This is a genomic window from Flintibacter sp., assembly GCF_046973065.1.
In genome coordinates, this window is sequence record NZ_JBKVXZ010000002.1 from 18593 (window position 1) to 38825 (window position 20233).

Below are 20233 nucleotides of genomic sequence, written 5' to 3' on the forward strand. Positions count from 1 at the left end.
TGAAGTCCTTGGCGCCGGCGCTGACGGTGACCAGAGACATGGTCATCACCAGAGCAAGCACCAGAGAAAGGAACTTCTTCATTTGGGATTTCTCCTCCTTTAAAATATTTGCGGTCCGCCGGTATGCCTGCCGCCGGGTCTGAGATTCGTGTGGGGGCTAGCCAACCAACTTGTGTCGGCCTACACCAACCACAGAGCCGGCCGCCAGTGACACTCCCGCCGTCCGCAACGCCAATGTAAGGGAAATTTTGGCCGCTGTCCAGCGTTTGGCGACTCTTTTAACTTAATTGAAAAACGGGGTGCCACTTGCCGGGAGATGTTTGTTTCCCTGCTGTAACATATCCAGAGTTTGTAAGTTTTGGTGAAAACGAAGGTGGGCCGACAGACCCACCTCTCGCCACTTATAAAACCTCCTCCTGCTCGGGGAGATAGTACTGTTGCCCCACACGCACCAGACGGCCGTCCTCTACCATGTGCCGCAGAATCAGGGCGCATTGGCGGTTCCCGATGTGCAGCAGGGCAGCCAGGTCCTGACGGTAGGCACTGCCGCATCGCTCCAGAAATACTCGGATTACATCGTATTGCCGGTCCGGCGGCACCACCTGGCCGGCAGGGTAGTACTTCCGCCCCACACGCACCAGACGGCCTTGGACTGTTAGCTGCCGCAGCCGCTCATAGGCCGCCGCCTCAGAGAGATTCAACAGGCTCATAGCGTCCCGCCGGGTGATGGCGTCCTGGCTTTCGGCCAGTTCCAGCAGACGGGCATTGTCGACTTCCCGGCGTTCCTGGCGGCACAGATCCCCCAGGCCCACGTGCTCAATGCCGCCTCGAATCAGGGCCGTCCGGACCAGCTTGGAAAGGCGCGGCTGGTCTACCGGGCGCCTGGAGTTGGGAGAAAGCAACACATGGGGATCGTCGTCGAGACAACGCCGGTTCCATGTCTCTCGCAGCAGCCGCCGCAGGGTTACGCCCAGAGACAGGTCCCGATCCGGCAGATGGATGACACCCTGGTCCAGGTCCACCTGGGACCATGTAAGAGCTAAGATCTCCCGGGCTTGCATCCCCAGTTTCCAGCCCAGCCACAGGGCCAGTCCCACCAGGGAGCTCCCCTGGGACTGGAGAACCTTCCACAGGAGAAAGGCATAGGCCTCCGGCGGATCCTCTGCAGGAGCGGGCTGTGTCCGGGGCAGATAATCGGAAAAGGTGGCATAGAGGGTATGTACAGCGATGCCGCTGATCCGGGCCACGTATGGCCAATCGTGCGCCTCCAGCTGGCGGATGATGAAATCGTGGCGAAGATCCATCAGGCTGATGCTGGCGATGCCCGCCCGGTCCAGAGCCTGCCGAGCCAGCCGGGAAATGGACTCTCGCGGCATCTGTTGCCGACGGCGGTCCGATACCACTACATACGGGGTGACACCATCCAGGAAGGCGTATCGATCCAGCAGGCAGGACGCAGTTTCCTCCTCCAGCGGGACAGTCCGATCCGGCAGGTGAATCCCGCCCTCATCCGGGGCGATATCCGCCCAGGTTAAGCGTTGCATCTCCTCTCTGGTCAGCCCTTGCTTCCAGGCCAAGCGGAGGATGATGCCTGCCGCCGTGTGCCGCTCGTCTGCCAGAAGGCGAACCATGGCCGGTTCGTCCGGCCGATTGAAAGTTATCTTTCCCATATGCGTCTCCTCACGGCCGGGCTCAGAAAGTGTTATCATCGTGATACATATGAACGAGTCCTCTTTTCTCCGGCACTCCCCGACAGGAGCGCCACCCGGTCAGATGCGGCGGTGCCCCGCCGCAGACGCGCCTGTTGTTTTCGACTTTTCCAGCGCTTCTCTATGCGCTGTTTGCCGCCATTTTGTGTGTTATGTATTGGCTGCGGACCTTCACTGGACTGTTGTCGAGCCATCCTCATGCATAGGTCCATCAGGCCCTGAAGCACAGCGCTGTACCAGTATTTTCTCTAGACTTCCCCACATAGCGCCTGCCGGTCGGGGTCCTGGACATTCCCCCGTATGCCGCTGGTCTTGAATGGATCTCAACAGGTGGCTCATTCCATTTCGTCACAGAATCAACATTCCATCCCGTGCCCAACTGACTCAGATCGAGAAACCCGGTGGAAAAAGCGCAAAAAAAGAGCCCGTGCGGGGAGCACGGGCATGAAAAATGGCACAAGGATTCAAGCCGGATAAAATTTGACGTTTTTCCGGCTCTGTTCTGCTGCCCAAAGGGGCGAATCCCTCTTGCAGGCAGGTGTCCTTTGTGGTAAAATTTATTTATAAATATGTAGAACAGGTTATTTTTTTGCGATCATCTTGTCGGAATGTTGATTCTGAGATTATGACACAAGCCCCAGCCGGTCCAGTGCTCTCTGGTGCTCCGAGCCGGAGGTCACCAGGTAGATGCGGGTAGTCTCAATGCTGCTGTGCCCCAGCAGGTCCGCCAACTTGACGATGTCCCGACAGACCCGGTAAAAGACTGTGGCGAACAGGTGTCGCAGGTTATGGGGAAACACCTTGCTTGGCTCCACACAAGCGTGCTTGCACAGCCCTTTCAGTTCTGCCCAGATCTGACGGCGGCTCAGCTCTCTTCCGCTTCTGGTGCGAAAGATCGCGCCAGAGGCGATCTTTTGTTTCTGCGCGTATTTCAATAGCTTGCGGCGGAGCTTTCCCGGCAACAGGATGGTGCGGATCTTGCCCTTGAGGGATATCTCCGCCTTGCCCTGACGAATGGCTTCCACTGTGACATATTTTACTTCGCTGACCCGGATACCCGTGGCTCCGATGGTCTCCACCAGCAGCCCCAGTCGGTCCCGCCCAAGCTGATAGGCCGTGTTCAAAAGCCGCTGGTAATCGTCTTTAGTCAGTTCCCGGTCAGCGTCCCGGAATAGCCGACGCTGAACCTTCAGGAATTTTACCCGGCAGTCGTTGAGGCCAAGGAATTCCAGCAGACTGTTTAAAGCGGAGAGCATGGCGTTGATAGAGGTGGGCGCGTAGTGTTGCTCTACCAGGTGGTTTTTCCACTCCGCGGTCAGCTCCTTGCTGATCTTCTGCCCGTTCGCCCAAGCAGCGAACGCCCGAATGTCCCGGAGATACTTTTCCAGGGTGGCTTCGCTCTTCTCCTCCAGCTTGAGGTGCTGGGCATATCCCTGAATCTGATACCCTGTGAGTCTTTGTTCTGACATAACAATGAATCCCCCTCGATTTTGCATATTGATATTGTACAGGAAAGGCGGAAACAACGAAGCCCACAGCGGCTATTACCGCTGTGGGCTTCGTTCCCATTGCGCCGTAAAGATAGGATTGCCACCGGTGCCTAGGAGATATGCGAGCTTTTAGCTTTTCTTTTCATAATTATTCGGTGCGCCCTTGTGTCAGCGCGACTTCGCCTGCGGGAAACGGTGGGGTTCCGCCACGCACTGATCCAGCACCGCCCCGCAGCGCCGACAGATCAGGTATTTCAGCCGGATCTCCAACACTCTATGATATTTGAAGGTCACCAGGGCCTCTCCATGCTGCCAGCCATCTCCGATATCCTGTGACCACCAGTACTGACATCTTGTAACAGGAACTTATGCCATGAATATCTGCTCCTCTCGGCTTCTTATGGCAAACACACAATATCGGAAGCTACCTCATAAGCCGAGTGAACTCTTGTAAAGCGCCGGATGCGGCGTGTAGAAAACCTTTTGCCCGAATTATTTATTATCAACAGGTACTTGGAAAATTTTACCTGCAACACTTTGGTAGCCAAGTTGTGCCGCGATTATAATGACGCAAAATAGAGTGAGAGATGATAGAGATGCTGGAGGAAAAGAATCTGCAGGCGATTTCCCATCTGATGGCCCAGTAGAAGTAGAAAATGGTTCTGGAGATGGCGCAACAGAAAAGAGCTATCAGTGAGACAATGGTACTCATGGAGGCCTATCTTGATCCAAAGTTCAATGCGCTTTCCGAACGGCTGGACAGTATTGAGCGCAAGAGGATGCCATGGACATTATGGAAGATCGCATGGATGATTTGGAAAAGACAGTTGATCCCCACACCTGGCAAATCAGCGAACTGAAGAAACCCAGTAATAGCTTCTGCTCGAAAGCTCTCTCTTGTCTTTGATATAGCGCATATCAACATTTGATTGCCCCCTGTTTGGATAGGGGGACAACAGCATCAGAAAAGCATCAGAATGGCAAAAAGTGAACCGATGCAAACTAGCAAGCGTTTGGGACACTAAGGAGAAGTTTATATAAAGTGCAGATATCCACAGCCACCCAAAACTGCGTGCCGGGGGTTCGAATCCTTCTGCCCCTGCCATTGATTATCCTGAAAACCCCGAGAAATCGGGGGGGGTGTTGTTTTTCCGTAGAAATGATTGCAAACGTCAAGCAAAAAGGCGTAATAAAGGAGCGTGGGCGTGGCCAAGCCACACCCACGCTGGGAGAAGGTGTCAGGACAGTGCATCCAACACCGCATCAAGCAGGTGCAGAAGATTCTCTGCCCAACAACCGCCTTGGCTGCCAGCCCGGGGGCTTCCGTCAGCACATGAATGAAATAGCGGTAGGGAGCAAGGCCGTTTTCCTTTGCGGTTTCAATCAAGCTGTAAATCATTGCGCTGCTCTGGGCCCCACCTTCCGTATTTGCAAACAGCCAGTTTTTCCGTCCCATTACAAAGGGTTTTACACTGCGTTCCACACCGTTATTGGAGATCTCCAGCCGCCCATCTTCCAGAAATCGGATCAGGTATGGCCACTGTTCCCGCAGATAATACAGTGCCCTACCCAGCGCGGACTTCGGCGCAGCAGCGCTCTTCATCTCAGCCCATACCAATAAAGCGTCCATCACCGGCTTGGACGGGGCCAGGGGCTGTTCATATCGTTCTTCCGGCGACTGTCCCGCCAATTCCTGTTCAATTCCAAAGAGGGGGTTGCAGTACTCCGGCTCCTCCAGTGCCGCACAACCTGCGCGTTGGTCCTTCGGCAGGACATTCACCATGCAGATACGCCCAGCAGCCAACTGCCCGGATGTTTTCAGGCAACCGGTGGTAATCAGCGCAGCCATCCGAGTCACCCGGAGAAACCCTCCAGAAAGGCAGCCGCGTTCTCCGCCTTCTGGGTAGGTACAGCACAATGGGGTACTTCGCGTCCCCCGCTGATGTGGTACAGCCACATATAGCATTTGCTCCGGGCTGTTCGGCCCTCCAGCTTCAGCACCTGCAGCGTGGTTTCATCCGCGTGGAGCACCTGCCGTTGGATGAGCCGCCTGTGCAGTTCCTCATATACCAGTTTCAGAGCCAGTCCTCCGCCACCCGCAGCACTCAGTTGCTCATGGTCTGCCGGCTCAACTGCACGCCTGCCCGGTTCCACTCCTGCTCCTGCCGGTACAACGGTGCATACATCACAAATTTCTGCACCATGATGTGGGCGACCGCCTCCGGGGAGGTATAGCTGCCGGGAATCAGGGCGGGGAACCTTTCCGCCTTGTGGATCGGTGTCTCTGTCCCTTCCTACTTGCATTTGGGGCAGGCGTAGGTAAAATAAATGTCTTCCCGGAGCCTTACCTGGGCCGGGATCATCACCAATGTGCGTCGGACGTCCCTTCCAATCTCCATCATGGCTGTGCCACGGACGGGACAGTTCAGTTCGTTTCCCGGGATGCGGTGTTCCACTACCTCCACAGGCACATTGTCCGGCAGACGCTCCTCCAGCCAGGAGGAGCGCCTGGTATGGGCGGCTACCCGCGTCTCTATTAACCCATCAGCTCTTCTTCCAGCCGCTCTGAGGACACCCCATAGAGTTTCTTCCTGTTCAGGAGAGCCCGTTTCAGAAGCCAGTCCAGTTTCTGGTTCAGTTCGTCTCTTTCCGCTTTCGGAGACTCATATTCCGCCCGTGAAATAGTTACCATCTCTGGGGCGCTTGTCCCATAATTTCTTTCATTTTTCACGGGTTAATCATACTATACTTGAACCCAAAATTGAATTTCCAGTGATTCCAGATGTTTTTCTGACTAAATTATATGCAGGTCATCCCCCGGCGGTGGGCCTTTGGCTGCTCTACCTTCAGCCCCTCCATCAGCCAGCGGTACTGCTGCGGCATCAACTGCCGTGCCTCGTTTGTAGAACCCCTTGATCCGATTCCGCCGTCTGTCGCAGAACAGAAACAGCATATTGGTGAACGGGTCCAGTTTAAACTGCCCCCTGCACCATAGCCGCCGACCCATCGATTCCTTTCCGCAGATCCGTATAACCGCAGGCAATACATACCTTGTCTGCTCCGGTGAAGTTACTCAGCATGATTTCAGCACCTGGAAAATCTCCCTCACTACAGCCGTGTCCGCACCTCCTCACCTGAATAGATGTCTGATTTCACTTTTCCAATCTGGATACTGACAACCACTCCACCCATCGTCTGCCGCTCAAGCGGCGATGGGAGTTCTGCAAAGGCTACCGGTGGCTGTGGTACTGAAGTTGCGGACATAAGTTCCGTGGCTGCCGACGAAAGGCTCTTCCTTTTCCCAGCGGTAGTAGGTCCCTGTCGAAATATTGTGTTCCGCATGCCATCCCCTTACGCTCATGCCGCTGCTATGGCAGTCTATGAGCTGTGTCCTCTTTCAAGGCACCTCCCAAAATGAGAATTAGTATCTCACATCTTCTTCAGCTTTTTAATCCGCCCTCAGCCCTTGCCTCAGAGGCCTCAGAGAGCGAATCCTGCCAGGATCCCTGCCAGGCGGGAGGTATCCTTTTTCACGTAGTAGAGTTCTGCGATCTCCGAGGTAGAGCGGCCGAAGAGGTCAGCGACCTGCCGGGGGAGAGCACGCGGATCGTCCCATCCGGTTGTCTGATGCCGTCGACCAGATTGGTGGCGAAGGTGCGGCGGAGGGTATGGAGCCTCCTCTGCTTTAGATTAGCCGCTTCCAGGATGTGGTAGTACCGCTTCCGGAAGTTTACAGGACGGGTATGGCCTCCGTCTTCATCAGAGATGAGTGGATTGTCTTGACCGAAGTACCATTCTGCTCTCAGAGCCGGGATGGCATACTGCTGCCTGGTCGAGAGGTATATCCAGCTTGCTGGAAGAGCTCTTCAGTTTGCCGATTTTGACCTCCCGACCGTTGGTGGATTCGCCCCCCTCCCGCCGGGAGATCTCCTTCACGCCCCGCTGGAGGTGGATGACCTGGTTCTCCAAGTCGATGTCGCTGTTCAGCGGGCCAAGGGCTTCCCCTGTGCGGAGGCCGGTGTTCAGCATCAGCGTGTAGGCGGCCGCCTGCTGGTAAATGCGTGTTCCGTTGCCCCAGATGCGGAGCGCCTCGGCTTTAAACTTTACGATTTCATCTGGGGTGGAGATAGAAACAGTTTCGAAGATTGGCAGATCCTCTTTGCCTTGACTGGCTATGAAGTTTAACTTCTTGATTATGAGAGCCGCAGCCATAGGGCCTTCGGGATGTATTCCTGCTGGGTCAGATAGCGGAAGTAGTCGGTGAGGATGTTGTAGACCTTCTTGACCGTGGTGTAGGCGTAGCCCTCGTTCATCCAGTGGTTCAGCAAGGCTTTGATGTCCGCCGAGGTGATGTCGCCAACCACCTTACCGCCGATGATCGGGTAGATCTGATGTATGGCGGTACACGCCAGCCAGTCGTAGGTACCGCGTTCCGCGAAGGGAAATATTAAATCCTTCATATGCCCAAGAAGCTCTCCTGCGGCGCATTATACCAGCAACTTCCTTTGCGCGATATAGAGCGGCGAATCTCGTTGTATTCAACGAGTTCAATAAATTTGCAGCTGGTATAATGGCAGCCTTGGTCGCTGCGGATCACAGTCTCTGCGCGGAATGAGACGCCATGCTCCCGCATCAAAACATTGACTGCGTCCAACACAAAGTCAACCTCCAGGGATGGACTGAGGGCGTAGGAAAGCACCTACTTTGTGTAGGTGTCCATGATTAGGCAGTAAAGGAAAGATCCGCCCCAGGGGATATAGGTAATGTCTGTGAGGAGTACAAGCCGTGGGCCATAGCTCTCAAATTCACGATCCAGAAGATTGGGCGCGTAGTTGTTCGTTTTCATCGCGTTCTTCATTTTTCGGTAAGGGTTTGCCCTCCGGATCGGACAGCACAGGCCATATTTTTTCATTAGCCGGCGTATCTTTTTAGGTTCATAACCACTGGCGGAGCATTGTGGATTAGGCACATATAGATACCCCACTCCCCTTTGGAATATCCTCGCCGGTTGTATGCCTCCAAAACCAGCTCAAAATCAGCACGATCCTATGTTTCCCGCGTCTTCCTGATCGAAGCGGCTTTTAACCACGCGTAGTAGCCAGTCTGGAAACCCCGGCTGCCCGGCACATCATGGATACGGAAAGTTCATTTTCACTGCTGGATAGTGTCTGGTGAATTAGGGAAAAGATGGTTGAAGCTTCGTTCATGGCCACGGCCCTTGCTTTCGCGTACCTCTGGCAGAGGGTATTTTTTGTAAAATTCTATCTCCTGCTCTAGATATTTCAGCCGGTGCTGCATTTGCCGCAGCTGGGCCTGAGTCGTGTCTCCACATTCAGCTACCCCCTCTCCGCGCTTGCGCTATGGACGCTCTTGGAAACCTTTTGCTGAAACCACCTGATTGCAAACTACATTCTGGATGCCGCTGAGACGGTTCCTTCCGAGCACCTCCGGGTCATAGCCCAAATCGCACATGATTGTTCTGGGCGTATCCCCTTCCTGGTATCTCCGCCAGAATTCTTCCTTGAATGCGTTTGTGAAAGTAATCTGCGTAGTGGACACATGAAGCATGTATGGATTTTCTGCCATAACCCGCACCTGCTCCTGGGCAAACATTTTCCGTGCCATGTGTGATGCCTCTTTCTATTGGCTTCATTTTATCACACAGCCTTGCCCCCAGAACATACCCTTGTGATCTCATCCCCATATTTTCGCCCCACTTCGCAGCCCTATGAAAACCCTTGAAACAGCCCGCACTGCGGACTGCTGTGATCCGACCGGAGGCCGCTTGCGCTCCCCCGGTCTTTATCCTGTTTTTTCTTTCGTCCTCCGCAGAGCCTCAAAACTACCTTGTTTCCGCTCCCAATGGTTCGGTGGGGCTGGGACTATTCCCTGCTTCCGTGGCGGGCACACAGGCCACACACTGTTCGTAGCCGCTTCAGCCGTCCTGGTGCTGCCCTCTCTGCCAAAGCCTCAGACAAACCACTCACAGGCGGCAACGTGTGACTCTCCCGTTCAGGGCCCCAGTTCTCGGTCTTGTCTCTTTGCATTATTCATCGAGAGCCTTCTATATTCTTTAGTGCGGTGCAAATTTTGATAGATCTGTCCCTCAAAATCCTGCACCAGAATATCAAAAGCCACCGCAGAGCGGAATGAATCGCCCTTTGGCTCTTGGGGATTTCAGGAAGCAAAAGGTCCGAAAAGCACTGCGGCACAGCAGTTTGACGGACGGAATGCAGCCGGGGAACCGAAAGTCCTCATGCCTTCAAACCAGCGGTTTCCGTCCGAATACTGTCAGGATCCAAACAGGCCGGACCGTTGCTTATTAATTATTTTTCGAGATATTGGTTAATTTTGCTGCCCAGAATGGGGATGTACTGGACGATCTTCTCCTTGCTGACCGTGTAGAAAAACCTGCCGGGAATGTAGGCGATATTTTAGTATTAAAAACAAAGTCAAATATCCCTATGGTATCCATGCTCTCAGGCAGGTCCGCCCAGAGGAAGATGCCTCTGCCGGAGGACGCGATCCGGGCCATTTTTACCCAGCTGTAATTTTAAGCCGATCAATACATCTCCGTGAGCTTTTGATAGGTTTCCACCCGGCGATCCTGCAGATAGGGAACATCCGTTGCCCGGTGATAGGCCACATCGTCCAGATCCACGGTTTGTACCAACAAAAACTCGTCATCCACAGGCGCTTCTGCCAGAAGATGTCCACGATAGTTATAAATCTTGTTATTGCCAAACATATAACAGTCATCCTCAGTTCCAACGCGGTTGATTCCTGCCACAAAGCAGCAATTTTCTAGGGAGCGGGAGCCGAAATAGGTGTCCCACATATCCTTATCACGGATAGGGAACGCACTGGGGCAGAGAATCAGCTCTGCCCCGGACAGTGCCAGGATCCGGGAGACCTCTGGAAACCCGCCGTCATAACAGATCATGAGACCCACCGTGCCGAAATCCATGTGGAACACAGGGTACCGGTCACCAGCCCTGAACCAAAAGCGCTCTCCCGCCCACAGGTGGGTCTTGTTATAGGTCCCCATAAGCTGACCATTTCTGGAAATCACAATCAGGCCATTGTAGAGCAATCCCGGGATCTCGCTCTTGAGTACAATAGGGGCAACAATATACATGCTGTATTTTTTCGCAAGTTCCGCTAGAAAGCAGAAGGTGGGGCCATCCGGCTCCTCCGCCACATCGATGTATTTGGGCCCGATCAAAGCAGGACTGTAACCGGTTGAGAACATCTCCGGAAAGCAGATCAGGTCGGCATGTTGCTGGGCAGCCTGCTCAATAAAGGTCTTTGCCTTCTGCAGGTTTGCCTCCTTGTCCAGCATGACGCAGTCCATCTGCACCAGTGCGATTGTCGCGTTTCTACTCATAGCATTCACCTTGTATTATAGAGTAGTAGTTATTAGAGCCCCTCTCCAAGGGCTGTGCTACACTATAAGGGATGCTGTGGATTGGTTGCGTTCTCCTACCGCATGACGGTTCACGAAAGGCTCCAACCACAGCCCTTTACCAGTTTGTTAATCAGTTAGATACCGCCAGACGGTTTATGTGAAACAAGGTTACAAGCGTAAAGAGCCCTGTGGAACCAGCATCAAGTAAACATACTGGGGGTATTTTCATGATTTGTGTGGGTATTGACGTTGCTAAGGACAAGCACGACTGCTTCATCCTCAGCTCGGAAGGCGAAGTCCTGGCAGATGTATTCACCATTTCAAACAATGCAGAGGGATTTGACACCCTTCTGCAGACCATTCATCGCTGTGCCCGTCCGGAAGATAAAATAAAAGTAGGACTTGAGGCAACTGGACATTACAGCTACAACATTCTCGGATTTCTGCTTGACAAAGGTCTGCACACCTTTGTTATCAATCCTCTGCACACCAACCTTTACCGAAAGAGCCTCAGCCTCCGCAAAACGAAGACAGACCGTGTCGATGCGCGAACCATTGCAGCTATGCTCATGTCTGATGTGGACCTCAAGTCCTACACAGACACAGCATACCACAACGAAGAACTAAAATCACTCACAAGATACAGGTTCGACAAAGTAAAGGAGCGAGCAAAGCTGAAGCAGTCAGTTTCCCGATTGGTCACCATTCTGTTTCCTGAGTTGGAAAAGCTGGTTCCAACACTTCATATGGCTTCCGTGTATGCCCTTCTCAGCGAGTTTCCTGGGGCCAAACAGATTGCCAGAGCTCATCTAACTCACCTAAAGGCACTCTTAAACGATGCATCCAAAGGCCGCTACGGACGAGATATGGCCACGGAACTTCGGGATGCCGCCAGATGTTCTGTTGGCTCTGTTATGCCTGCCAAGTCTCTTGAATTGCAGCATACGATCCGCCTGATCCGGGAACTGAATACCGAGATCGAGGACATTGAATCCGCCATCCAGACCATAATGGAAGAAATGCAGTCTCCCATTACAACTATCCCCGGAATTGGTTTCCGCATGGGCGCTATGATCCTGGCTGAGATTGGCGATTTCTCGCGTTTCGATTCACCGGATAAGATTCTTGCTTATGCCGGCATGTCGCCGTCTACTTATCAATCTGGGCAGCTTTCGCTGTCTGGCACGTACTCACACATGGAGAAGCGAGGCTCCAAATACTTGCGCTACGCTCTTTACAACGCAACTAAATATGTCTGCCTTTGGGATTCAACCTTCGAGGCCTACCTGGCTAAAAAACGGGCAGAAGGCAAGCATTACAACGTCGCACTTTCCCACGCCGCCAAAAAGTTGGTTCGGTTGATCTATGCCATGGAGAAATCCCGGCAACCGTACAACAGCGTCGCTTAATCTTTTCTCTTGCATAAGTTTAAGCAGGCGTCCAAACGGACGTCAGCTTTGCTATACTCTTTTTGAACCGTCTAAAATTTTTTGCTAATCCATTCATTTCAGGCTTGACTTTTAATAGTTAGTCTTTCTTTCCATTTTCCAAGGGCGCAGAGCCCTCCCCGGTCCCGCCGCAGCGTTCAGAACATACCTCCGCCCAGTCGGGAGACAGGTTTTTCACACGATTGTATAATCCCCATCACCGTTTTCTGCCAGAGAAGACGAAAACAGTTTTCGGGCCAATCCAATCAGCTCCGCTGTATCACCAGTGCCGCAGGTCTCATAGGGCGAGTGCATAGCCAGCTGCGCAATTCCCACATCCGCTGTCTTGACAGGGACATGCTGAACAGAGATGTTCCCCAAAGTGGTCCCGCCGGGAATATCCGAGTGGTTGGTAAACACCTGGAGCTTCACCCCTGCCTTTTTCGCCAAGACACGGACGATTGCCGCAGAGACCGCGTCCGTGGCATACTTCTGATTTCCGCTATATTTTACCACTACGCCGCCGCCTAGTCTGGGTCGGTTGACCGGATCGCACTTGTCTGCATAATTGGGATGCATCCCGTGGGCGTTGTCGGCCGAAAGCAGGAAACTCTGGGGTAGCTTTTCCAGATATTCTCCAAAGGTCAGGCCAAGCGCCTCCGTAATCCGCCGGAGGGTGTCTTCCAGGAAGGGGGAAGCAGCTCCCTGCCTGGTGGACGAGCCGATCTCCTCGTTGTCAAACACCACATGGACCGGAAGGCTTTCCTCCGGGGCGCTCTCCAGAAAGCCGCACAGGGAGGAGAAGGCACACTGCAGATCGTCCAGTCTCGGGCTGGACATAAACTCCCGGTCCGCCCCCCAGATGCTGGGGGCTTGCCGGTTGTATACGAACAGGTCATGTCCAATCACAGACTCCGGGGAAATCCCAGCTGTTTCGGCGACAAGAGCCGTTAGATCCGGGGCCTCTGCCGCTCCATACAATGGGAGCAGATCCCGCTGCACCTTATACGCATAGCCGTCATTGACGCTCCTGTTCATATGGATGGCCAGGCTCGGGATCAGAAGCAGGTCCCTGTCCACATTGACCAACTGCATCCGCACTCCCTCAGATGTCCTCACCAGAAGGCGCCCTGCCACAGACAGCGGGCGATCCAGCCAAGGCGCCAGAAGCGCACCGCCATACAACTCTACATTCAGCTTCTTATACAGTCCCCCTACCGTGATCTCGGGGTTCTCCTTGACCTTCAGAGCGGGGGAATCGCTGTGGCTGGCCATCAACATAAAACCGCGGAAACGCTTTTTGGGGACCTGAAATGCGATGAGCGCCGAGTGGTTTCTGGTGAGGAAATACTTTCCTCCCTCCCGGAGCGTCCAGTGCTGACTCTCCAGCAACTGTTCGTATCCCGCCTCCAGCAAGATCCGCCGCTGGCCTTCGATCACATGGTAGACGCTGGGGTGCTCCTGAATAAAGCGCAGCAGTTTGCCGCTGTAATCTCGTTCCATTTTCTCAATCCTCCTTTAAGCCATATTGATCGGCTGCCCGAAGCCTCCCGGCTGATAACCGGGAGGCTTCGGGCCCACAGAAAAATGTTTATACAATCTCCAACAGGACACGAGCCGCCATCGTGCGGGAGAGAATCACCGGCTTGCCGAGGGCCTGCGCAGCAAAATCACGCATCTTCCTGCTGTATCCGAAGCAATCCATCACCGCCAGATCCACCTGCTCATCTCTCAGCCGAGAAACCGCACTTTCAGACTCGCTTTCGAGATAGGGATTCCACTGAACGGGGATCACTGTCTCCACAATGGGCCTCCACTTTTTTTGAATGTCCTCTATCTGAGCCTCTTCTGGCGTGATGATTCCAATGCGTGAGAGGTTGCCCAGAGCTGCCACGACGTTGCAAATAACCTTGCTGGGATAGATCAAGGGCACCCTCGACACAAAGGTCTCCGGAAACTCTCCCGTGCACATAATCAGGATCGCGCTGACACCCTGCTCCTCCAGATCATGGATCCGCTGTTGTAGCAGAGGAAGAATTTTCTGCTCTTGCAGCATGACGCCTGTACCATCTCGCATTCTGCTGACCAAGGTGTTTCCCGTACCATCGGGCCGCAGCGTTTCCACTTCCTCCAGTGTCAATAAATCCAGTGCACCGGCCTGTATCAGTTCAACATCTCCCCGTAGGATATCGTCAAGATCCTCCATCACATCGGTTCTGGGGGCCTGACCGATGGTAATCGCACCGATCTTTTTCACTGTTCATCCGCCCCCATAGTCTGAAGGCGGCACATGCTTCCGTATCGGGTTACCAGGGCTTGGAATTCCCGCTCATCGTAAAAGCTGCACTTACCGGCACCGTATGCCTTGGCCACTTCCACCGCAAAACGTGCGGTCTCCTCCACATCTACAAAGTGAGACGCTCCCGTGGCACATCCGGCCACAGGCTGCTCGGTGGTGACTGCCACGCCGATCACTGGGGCGGCAGTCGCTGTGGCGGGCTGCAAAATGCTGTTGAGATGGAAAAGTCCGTTGCCGTAAGGGGTGATATCCTGCATGGAAACGCCAAAAGTGTGGGGGGTCTTTCCGGTGGTGCGCTGCATGATATCCAGAATATCGCTGCTGTACCGCAGGATATAGCCTTCCTTGACGGTCTGAGACACTGCAAAACCGTTGACATTGATGACGCTGTTGCCCTTTGTAGTGTCGATGGACAAAACCGCTTCCATTTTGTCGTTCACTTCCTCCCGGTTCATGGTGGCCATGTCTACGGGAGAGCCCATGAACGGAACCGGCTCGTGAGGCTGCGTCGGCGCATGGGGACAGATTTGGGTGCAGATGATTACATCTCCCTCCAGCGCATCACCCCTGTGCTTCATTTCCATTAACTTTGACGCGGTGGCCAGAGCACACAACGCGCCGTCGCCGTCAGAGACGTATCCAGTCACTTCCGGTCTGGCGCCAATCGCACCCAGCCGCCCCACAATGCCCATAGTGGGAGCAGTTCCCCCGGTAAGCCTTCCATTCTTTCCGGCGATGACGATTTTGATAAAATCCGTGGCGTATTTTCCGTCCCGGATAGTCTTGACTGTGATATCGTCCTCCCCCTTGCTCTGTAAATAAGCTTTAACCTCTTCCCCGCAGGCATGGGGGCTGTCCAGCAGATCAAATACTTCTATGATCTGTTTAATTAACATATGCGTTCCTTCTTCCGTTTATCGTTCGCTTTGCAAGCAAGCATAATAGGCAAAGAGTCCCTCTGCCATCACTGGGTCCACCGCTGGAATGCCGCAGCTGTTCTCAATCTCCCGGGCAATCCGAATCGTGCTCATTCCCGTACATGCCAGAGCAATACAGTTCGCGCCCTGGGCTTTCAACTCCCGCGCCTTGCGCAGCACGCTCTCCCGGCCCGCGCCTATCATCAAATCCAGTGTGCACGTCACGCCCTCAGGTCTGCCAAGGTCAATCAGATCATCTCCCAAAATTCTCCGATAGGGCTCAGGCACATATTCTGTAATTCCAATAATTCCCACCCGTTTGCCCAAGCTGCGGGCCACCGCACTCACAGCCGTTCCGGCACCGATGACCGGAACAGAGAGCATCTCCCTCAGTTCTTCTACTGCCGGGTCATCACAGCAGCTGATCACGATGGCGTCTGCGTCCTGATGCTTCTTTGCCAACGCAATGATCTTTGGAACTGCCAGGGTTTTGGTCTTCAGATCGCAGACTCCCCGCGGTTGCTCCCCGATACAGTACGAATCCGTTCGGAGTGCAGGATAATACGCCTCGATCAGGTCTCCGTGCATCCGCAGCAGGGTCTGGTCCTCCAGCGTGACGACACGAATGACGACAATGTTCTTCCTGACCATGGTTCTATCAGGCCGCCTTCTTGGCAGTAAACTGATTGGCGATAAGCACCATCACCACGGAGCAGGCCATCGCCACCAGGGCGGAGGGAACGATCGTAGACAGCCGCACCATAAATGGCACGCCGAATCCTACGGGGGGCTCGTTCATGCACAGGCCCACCAGACAGCCCACAATGGCTCCAATGCTGGTGTCAGGCCGCACGTTGGGGATCTTATCCATCAGTTCAAATCTGTAATTGTCCGCATTTTTCAGGATATAGAAATCTGCTAGCATTGCGCCGGTAATCGGAGGCACTACTACGCAGAGAATATTCAGGAAAGGAACCAGCCAGTCGATCATGCCGATGGCGCCCAAGATGGTGGCAATCACGCCGCAGATGGCTGTGGTGACCCAGCGGGGCAGCTTGATGATGCCGTGGCAGGCATTGGTGAGGCCCAGAACGGACTGATAGAGGTTATTATCATTGGTGGTCCAGGTGGCTATCACGATGATAAAGGCCGCAATGTATCCAAAACCCAGCACATTGATCAGCGTATTGGTCAGATCATTGGACTGGAAGGCGCAGGCAAAGATTGCACCGCAGATCACTACTGCGGGATAACCAATGGTAAAGCCCAAAACGATGCCGATGGAGGAGTCCTTCACAGTCTTGGAGTATCTGGTGAAATCCTGCACAATAGACACGCCTACAATAAAGCTGCCCACCATCAAAGACACGGCGGTAGCGAAGGAGATCGGCTCAACTGGGGGTGCAGAAACGATCTCGCCGGCAGGGACTACTGTAAACGTCTTTATCACACCGCCGATCACCAGCAGGAACAACAGCGGTACACCGAACTGGGACAGAACCTTGATGCCCTTATAACCCACAATGGCCGTTATCATCATAAGTAGGCCGCCGATGACAATGCACGCCGTCAGATTTACCTCGATACCCGCCGCCAGCTTGAACATGCTGGTAATGCTGCTGCCGAAAAATGTGCACTGATAGCCGAACCAGCCGAAGTTGCACAGGGCGTTGATCAGTCCGAAAATAATCGCACCATAAGTACCGAAGGTAAATCTAGAGGAAACAGTCGAGGAAAGTCCGCTCCGGACACCGATGGCACCCACCAGGGCACCCACCACTGTCAAAATGATGCCGCCCACAAGCACTGCCGCGACAGTGGGCCAAAAGCCAAGTCCCAGGGCAATCTGGCCGCCCAGAGTGAATGCCGTCAGGCAGAAGCCAACGCCCAGCCAGACAAAGACCTGGGCCTTCCAGGTGTTTTTCTTCTCGTCGGGCACTGGGGAAAATTCATAGTCGTTGAAGGTCTCCTCTGATTCCACGCTTCTCACAGCTCTGCTTTTCTCTTCCATGTTTCGTCTCCTTTCTCAGTACACACGTTTCAGTTCCTGGAGTTTTCGAAGAACCACCTCTCACAGGAAAACATTTGTTTTCCCATAAAGTACGCCAACGGATTATTGTTTATTATAGAGCTGCCCTTTATTGATGTAAATAGCAAAAATAGCCACCATAAATTGAACAATAATTCAATTAATAGTGGCTGTTTTTATGAGACTTCTTTGTCACATCTATTGCCATCCAACGTTTTTTGAGTTTTTTCACAGTTTTTCAGCCGCAATTGCGTAATTATCGTTGACAATCTTTGGCGTTTTTTTGTAGTATTATTGAAGTGAAATTCAACGGAGGTTGCCATGTCACTCTATTCATGGAACGTTATCGCCACCGTAGCAGAACACCACAGTATTAGTCAGGCCGCAAATATCCTCAATTTGACCCCTTCTGCTGTAAGCCACATGGTAAAAAAGGTTGAAGACGGCGTGGGATACGCCCTTTTTATCCGCGAGCGCAACCACTTTGAGCTGACCAGCAGCGGTAAAGCGCTCCTCCCCTATATACAGAATTATTTGAAATCCGGCAACGCTTTGGTGGAGGAGGCACTACGGCTGAAAAACTCCGTGACGGGTTCCGTCCATATCGCCGCATACAACAATGTGATCCGGGACTGGCTCCCCTCCATTTTGCAGCAGTTCCATCAAAAGTATCCCAACATCAAAGTTTCCATCCGCCAGGCCAATGACATGCAGATCAAACATTGGATGGAGAGTGGAGAGATCGATCTGGCCATTGTGTTCAACTCCTACTACAACGCAGCATCTTTTATTCCCCTCCACAGGACTCCTATGGTCTGCTTTACTCCCAAGGACTATGCCCCTAGGAACGGCGTTAGTATGACTTCCGAAGACCTCCGGGACATGCCCATTATTTTGCGGACTGGGAATTTTGACAAAGAAAGCGACTCCATCCTGTCCGCAGCGGGGATCCCCTTTGATTCTGTTTTTCGAATCGACAATGATGAATCCTGTTACGAGTATATCCGGCAGGGGTTTGGCTTTCGGATCACCGCCTCCATTACCTATCCACCAGACAGTTGTATCAATGTCTATCCGATTGAAAACGCACCTATCCGAACCATCGGACTAGTTACCGTTTTTCCGCAGTACATCTCGCCTACGGTAAACCTTTTTCGAAAAGAAGTGGTCACCTTTTTTTCAGACAACAATCTCATGAATATTTGAAGCGCACTCTCAAAAGAATTGTCAAATTAAGCACGGCGGGAAATAAGTCTGAACTGCTGCAATCTCTAGGGGGAAACAGAACGTCTAACCCTTGCGAAACCCACCCTTACTCAGCAGCTGATCTTATTTTAGGGTGGTAGAGGAAGTCTGAAGTAGTGTTCTGTTAAAAAAGGAGGCTCGCCGCTGAAAGCGGCGGGCCTCTGTTCTATCAGCGGGCCGGGATAGTCCGAAAACTCCGACGGGGCTACCTCCAGCAAAGCGCACACGGTTTCCTGGGAGACGCTTTTCCAGTAGTCCGACCAGCCACACCAGGTCAAAAATCTAGGTCCAGCTCACGGACCGGGTATCGTGCTCGATTGGCTTGGCCTGGGGAGGGCTTTTTTCCGCCTCGCACAGCTGTTCACAGCGGGACTCCGCCGCATTGGTCGCGGAGGCAGAGAGGTTTTCCTTCAACTTTGTCAGGACTGCGTACACCTCCGTGTCCCGGTCCAGGAACGACCAGACCCGGCAGCTGTCCTCCGTTCCTCGCCAGTTTCCGCAGAGCCAAAAGACGAAGCCATTAAGTTTCAAACCTGCGTCCCCTAAATGGACAGATACCGCTCCATGTCCCGCCGGAGCTCCTGATTCAGCCGGATCAGGTCGTTGCAGTCCTTGTCTGTGCAGGCCGGGAACTCCTCATTCATCTCCTTGCTGCAGTAGCACTGGACTAGCCGCCGCTTCTCCTCTTCCAGTCGGGTGACATAGTCCCAGAAGACCACGCCGTTAGTGAGGTCCCCCCAGGGCGGGGCTATGAACTCCGCCGGCCGCTGGGGCTCACACTAGGGTTGGCCCAGGGAGACGCTCTCCACGCGGCTCCGTCCGCTGACTGCACATCTCCCGGATCACCCCTTGGATCCCCACCCTGCGGTAGGACGTTCAGCTGCAGCAGACCTCGTAGGCAGGATAGGTGCATGGCGCCTCCCAGCAGGCTGGACCGACGTTTCTCGCAAATTCCTCCCGGACCAGCCGGACGCCGTTGCGCTGCAGGCCCTCCCGGCTGAATGCCAAGAACACGTGAAAAACGCGCACCCAATTCTCGTGTCGCTCCCTGCTCCTCATCAGTCCCCACGCCTTCCGTCTCTCTTTTTCCGGGCACTCAGATTGCCGGACTTCGCCGGTCCGGCGTCGGGCCGGACTAGCGTATCCAACACGCCCACCTATCTGCTGTGTGCGGGATTCCGCGCCGCCGTGTAGCGGGCCGGCAGGGCGAACCCGCCTCTACTGGGCTGCGGGAGAAAGCGATGTCCTTGATGCGCCCGCTTTTGGGGAACTTGTACACGCCGCTCTCCGATGGACACAGGAGAATGCAGGTAAAGTCCTTATAAGCCGAGAACACCACCCGCAGAGAGGGACTTTTCCCCATGACCGCCTCCAGCAGATGCTGGTTCAGCATCACATGGCTGCTGAGGCTGGCGGTGACGGCCATGCCACTCAGAGGTGGGGCAGGCAGATGGGTTCCAGCAGCGTCACCTCCAGATTGATCTGCATGGGGGCCGAAAAAGTCAGGCAGAGCAATGTGGCCTGTTTTTCATATAAGGTCTTTCCTTTCTCAAAGATTGTGCACATTACAGCAACTCTTTCCGCTACCCGACAGGCTCAAATTCCACAGATTTTCGGGTGAAGGTCCGTCGTTTTCTCTGCTGGTTTTCCGTAGATTTTCCGTCCCAGTTTCTGATATGTCTAGATTTTATGCCTGCTTTTTCTTTCAC

At 53.7% G+C, this 20233-nt stretch carries 23 protein-coding genes; 3 read left to right on the plus strand and 20 right to left on the minus strand.

What is annotated here, in order from left to right; translation table 11 throughout:
• Positions 1-401: 401 nt before the first annotated feature.
• Both ACLTXB_RS00895 and ACLTXB_RS00900 read right to left on the minus strand, forming a co-directional pair.
• Complete coding sequence (locus ACLTXB_RS00895; RefSeq protein ID WP_309468952.1) at positions 402-1670, minus strand: type IV toxin-antitoxin system AbiEi family antitoxin domain-containing protein; 1269 nt, start codon at positions 1668-1670, stop codon at positions 402-404.
• Positions 1671-2332: 662 nt separating this feature from the next.
• Positions 2333-3178: a tyrosine-type recombinase/integrase gene (locus ACLTXB_RS00900; protein WP_317336154.1), complete on the minus strand. Its 846-nt coding sequence runs from the start codon at positions 3176-3178 to the stop codon at positions 2333-2335.
• Between the two features lie 722 nt (positions 3179-3900).
• Between ACLTXB_RS00900 and ACLTXB_RS00905 the strand changes: the two genes are divergently transcribed.
• Positions 3901-4059: a hypothetical protein gene (locus ACLTXB_RS00905; protein WP_428226061.1), complete on the plus strand. Its 159-nt coding sequence runs from the start codon at positions 3901-3903 to the stop codon at positions 4057-4059.
• A gap of 173 nt (positions 4060-4232) precedes the next feature.
• Here the strand turns inward: ACLTXB_RS00905 and ACLTXB_RS00910 are convergent, their stop codons facing one another.
• From ACLTXB_RS00910 to ACLTXB_RS00950, 9 genes are all read right to left on the minus strand, one after another.
• Positions 4233-5048, minus strand: coding sequence for an IS66 family transposase (locus ACLTXB_RS00910; RefSeq protein ID WP_412260868.1), 816 nt, complete (start codon positions 5046-5048; stop codon positions 4233-4235).
• A 5-nt stretch (positions 5049-5053) separates the two neighbouring features.
• Positions 5054-5353, minus strand: coding sequence for an IS66 family transposase (locus ACLTXB_RS00915; RefSeq protein ID WP_412260866.1), 300 nt, complete (start codon positions 5351-5353; stop codon positions 5054-5056).
• Between the two features lie 140 nt (positions 5354-5493).
• Positions 5494-5601 (minus strand): IS66 family transposase zinc-finger binding domain-containing protein, encoded by a 108-nt coding sequence (locus tag ACLTXB_RS00920; RefSeq protein ID WP_317336168.1) that lies wholly within the window; start codon positions 5599-5601, stop codon positions 5494-5496.
• Positions 5602-5735: 134 nt separating this feature from the next.
• Entirely contained in the window at positions 5736-5891 is a 156-nt protein-coding gene (locus ACLTXB_RS00925) for a hypothetical protein (protein ID WP_428226062.1), read from the minus strand.
• Between the two features lie 1067 nt (positions 5892-6958).
• On the minus strand, positions 6959-7411 hold the full coding sequence (locus tag ACLTXB_RS00930; RefSeq protein ID WP_317336162.1) for a hypothetical protein: 453 nt from the start codon (positions 7409-7411) through the stop codon (positions 6959-6961).
• Positions 7393-7659 carry a hypothetical protein gene (locus ACLTXB_RS00935; RefSeq protein WP_317336164.1) on the minus strand — a complete coding sequence of 89 codons (267 nt, stop codon included), beginning with the start codon at positions 7657-7659 and terminating at the stop codon, positions 7393-7395. The genes ACLTXB_RS00930 and ACLTXB_RS00935 overlap by 19 nt, the downstream gene beginning before the upstream one ends.
• Entirely contained in the window at positions 7656-7856 is a 201-nt protein-coding gene (locus tag ACLTXB_RS00940) for a hypothetical protein (RefSeq protein WP_428226063.1), read from the minus strand. The genes ACLTXB_RS00935 and ACLTXB_RS00940 overlap by 4 nt, the downstream gene beginning before the upstream one ends.
• A 701-nt stretch (positions 7857-8557) precedes the next feature.
• Positions 8558-8824 (minus strand): HTH domain-containing protein, encoded by a 267-nt coding sequence (locus ACLTXB_RS00945; protein ID WP_287554451.1) that lies wholly within the window; start codon positions 8822-8824, stop codon positions 8558-8560.
• Between the two features lie 937 nt (positions 8825-9761).
• The gene (locus ACLTXB_RS00950; protein ID WP_287554457.1) at positions 9762-10586 is read right to left on the minus strand and encodes a nitrilase-related carbon-nitrogen hydrolase; all 825 of its coding nucleotides are present in this window, start codon (positions 10584-10586) and stop codon (positions 9762-9764) included.
• A 248-nt stretch (positions 10587-10834) separates the two neighbouring features.
• On the opposite strand from ACLTXB_RS00950, the gene ACLTXB_RS00955 reads away from it, so the two are divergent.
• Entirely contained in the window at positions 10835-12016 is a 1182-nt protein-coding gene (locus ACLTXB_RS00955) for an IS110 family transposase (protein WP_138309038.1), read from the plus strand.
• Positions 12017-12229: 213 nt separating this feature from the next.
• Here ACLTXB_RS00955 and ACLTXB_RS00960 read toward each other — a convergent pair whose 3' ends face one another.
• The 5 genes from ACLTXB_RS00960 to ACLTXB_RS00980 all read right to left on the minus strand — a co-directional run bounded on the left by ACLTXB_RS00960 (position 12230) and on the right by ACLTXB_RS00980 (position 17261).
• On the minus strand, positions 12230-13537 hold the full coding sequence (locus tag ACLTXB_RS00960) for a M18 family aminopeptidase (RefSeq protein ID WP_412260863.1): 1308 nt from the start codon (positions 13535-13537) through the stop codon (positions 12230-12232).
• A gap of 88 nt (positions 13538-13625) precedes the next feature.
• The gene (locus ACLTXB_RS00965; RefSeq protein WP_276896433.1) at positions 13626-14291 is read right to left on the minus strand and encodes an AroM family protein; all 666 of its coding nucleotides are present in this window, start codon (positions 14289-14291) and stop codon (positions 13626-13628) included.
• Positions 14288-15229: a DUF1177 domain-containing protein gene (locus ACLTXB_RS00970; RefSeq protein ID WP_317335371.1), complete on the minus strand. Its 942-nt coding sequence runs from the start codon at positions 15227-15229 to the stop codon at positions 14288-14290. Before ACLTXB_RS00970 ends, ACLTXB_RS00965 begins: the two co-directional genes overlap by 4 nt.
• Before the next feature lie 18 nt (positions 15230-15247).
• Positions 15248-15901, minus strand: a complete 654-nt coding sequence (locus ACLTXB_RS00975) for an aspartate/glutamate racemase family protein (protein ID WP_021748056.1) — start codon at positions 15899-15901, stop codon at positions 15248-15250.
• Between the two features lie 7 nt (positions 15902-15908).
• On the minus strand, positions 15909-17261 hold the full coding sequence (locus ACLTXB_RS00980) for a purine-cytosine permease family protein (protein WP_021748057.1): 1353 nt from the start codon (positions 17259-17261) through the stop codon (positions 15909-15911).
• Between the two features lie 339 nt (positions 17262-17600).
• On the opposite strand from ACLTXB_RS00980, the gene ACLTXB_RS00985 reads away from it, so the two are divergent.
• Entirely contained in the window at positions 17601-18485 is an 885-nt protein-coding gene (locus ACLTXB_RS00985; protein WP_036629650.1) for a LysR family transcriptional regulator, read from the plus strand.
• A gap of 321 nt (positions 18486-18806) precedes the next feature.
• Here the strand turns inward: ACLTXB_RS00985 and ACLTXB_RS00990 are convergent, their stop codons facing one another.
• The 4 genes from ACLTXB_RS00990 to ACLTXB_RS01005 form a co-directional block, all read right to left on the minus strand.
• Positions 18807-19055, minus strand: a complete 249-nt coding sequence (locus ACLTXB_RS00990) for a hypothetical protein (protein WP_021748060.1) — start codon at positions 19053-19055, stop codon at positions 18807-18809.
• Between the two features lie 11 nt (positions 19056-19066).
• The gene (locus ACLTXB_RS00995; RefSeq protein ID WP_287554446.1) at positions 19067-19243 is read right to left on the minus strand and encodes a hypothetical protein; all 177 of its coding nucleotides are present in this window, start codon (positions 19241-19243) and stop codon (positions 19067-19069) included.
• A 416-nt stretch (positions 19244-19659) separates the two neighbouring features.
• Complete coding sequence (locus ACLTXB_RS01000; RefSeq protein WP_021748064.1) at positions 19660-19950, minus strand: hypothetical protein; 291 nt, start codon at positions 19948-19950, stop codon at positions 19660-19662.
• Positions 19951-19955: 5 nt separating this feature from the next.
• The gene (locus tag ACLTXB_RS01005; protein ID WP_021748065.1) at positions 19956-20090 is read right to left on the minus strand and encodes a hypothetical protein; all 135 of its coding nucleotides are present in this window, start codon (positions 20088-20090) and stop codon (positions 19956-19958) included.
• Positions 20091-20233: the final 143 nt, after the last annotated feature.

Coding starts and splice junctions, on each gene's coding strand:
- ACLTXB_RS01005 (WP_021748065.1), bottom strand. CDS start 20,090: ATGTGCACAATCTTTGAGAAAGGAAAGACCTTATATGAAAAACAGGCC.
- ACLTXB_RS00895 (WP_309468952.1), bottom strand. CDS start 1,670: ATGGGAAAGATAACTTTCAATCGGCCGGACGAACCGGCCATGGTTCGC.
- ACLTXB_RS00930 (WP_317336162.1), bottom strand. CDS start 7,411: ATGGCTGCGGCTCTCATAATCAAGAAGTTAAACTTCATAGCCAGTCAA.
- ACLTXB_RS00925 (WP_428226062.1), bottom strand. CDS start 5,891: ATGGTAACTATTTCACGGGCGGAATATGAGTCTCCGAAAGCGGAAAGA.
- ACLTXB_RS00905 (WP_428226061.1), top strand. CDS start 3,901: ATGGTACTCATGGAGGCCTATCTTGATCCAAAGTTCAATGCGCTTTCC.
- ACLTXB_RS00920 (WP_317336168.1), bottom strand. CDS start 5,601: ATGATGGAGATTGGAAGGGACGTCCGACGCACATTGGTGATGATCCCG.
- ACLTXB_RS00900 (WP_317336154.1), bottom strand. CDS start 3,178: ATGTCAGAACAAAGACTCACAGGGTATCAGATTCAGGGATATGCCCAG.
- ACLTXB_RS00935 (WP_317336164.1), bottom strand. CDS start 7,659: ATGAAGGATTTAATATTTCCCTTCGCGGAACGCGGTACCTACGACTGG.
- ACLTXB_RS00950 (WP_287554457.1), bottom strand. CDS start 10,586: ATGAGTAGAAACGCGACAATCGCACTGGTGCAGATGGACTGCGTCATG.
- ACLTXB_RS00955 (WP_138309038.1), top strand. CDS start 10,835: ATGATTTGTGTGGGTATTGACGTTGCTAAGGACAAGCACGACTGCTTC.
- ACLTXB_RS00980 (WP_021748057.1), bottom strand. CDS start 17,261: ATGGAAGAGAAAAGCAGAGCTGTGAGAAGCGTGGAATCAGAGGAGACC.
- ACLTXB_RS00945 (WP_287554451.1), bottom strand. CDS start 8,824: ATGGCACGGAAAATGTTTGCCCAGGAGCAGGTGCGGGTTATGGCAGAA.
- ACLTXB_RS00960 (WP_412260863.1), bottom strand. CDS start 13,537: ATGGAACGAGATTACAGCGGCAAACTGCTGCGCTTTATTCAGGAGCAC.
- ACLTXB_RS00975 (WP_021748056.1), bottom strand. CDS start 15,901: ATGGTCAGGAAGAACATTGTCGTCATTCGTGTCGTCACGCTGGAGGAC.
- ACLTXB_RS00985 (WP_036629650.1), top strand. CDS start 17,601: ATGTCACTCTATTCATGGAACGTTATCGCCACCGTAGCAGAACACCAC.
- ACLTXB_RS00910 (WP_412260868.1), bottom strand. CDS start 5,048: ATGGCTGCGCTGATTACCACCGGTTGCCTGAAAACATCCGGGCAGTTG.
- ACLTXB_RS01000 (WP_021748064.1), bottom strand. CDS start 19,950: ATGGCCGTCACCGCCAGCCTCAGCAGCCATGTGATGCTGAACCAGCAT.
- ACLTXB_RS00970 (WP_317335371.1), bottom strand. CDS start 15,229: ATGTTAATTAAACAGATCATAGAAGTATTTGATCTGCTGGACAGCCCC.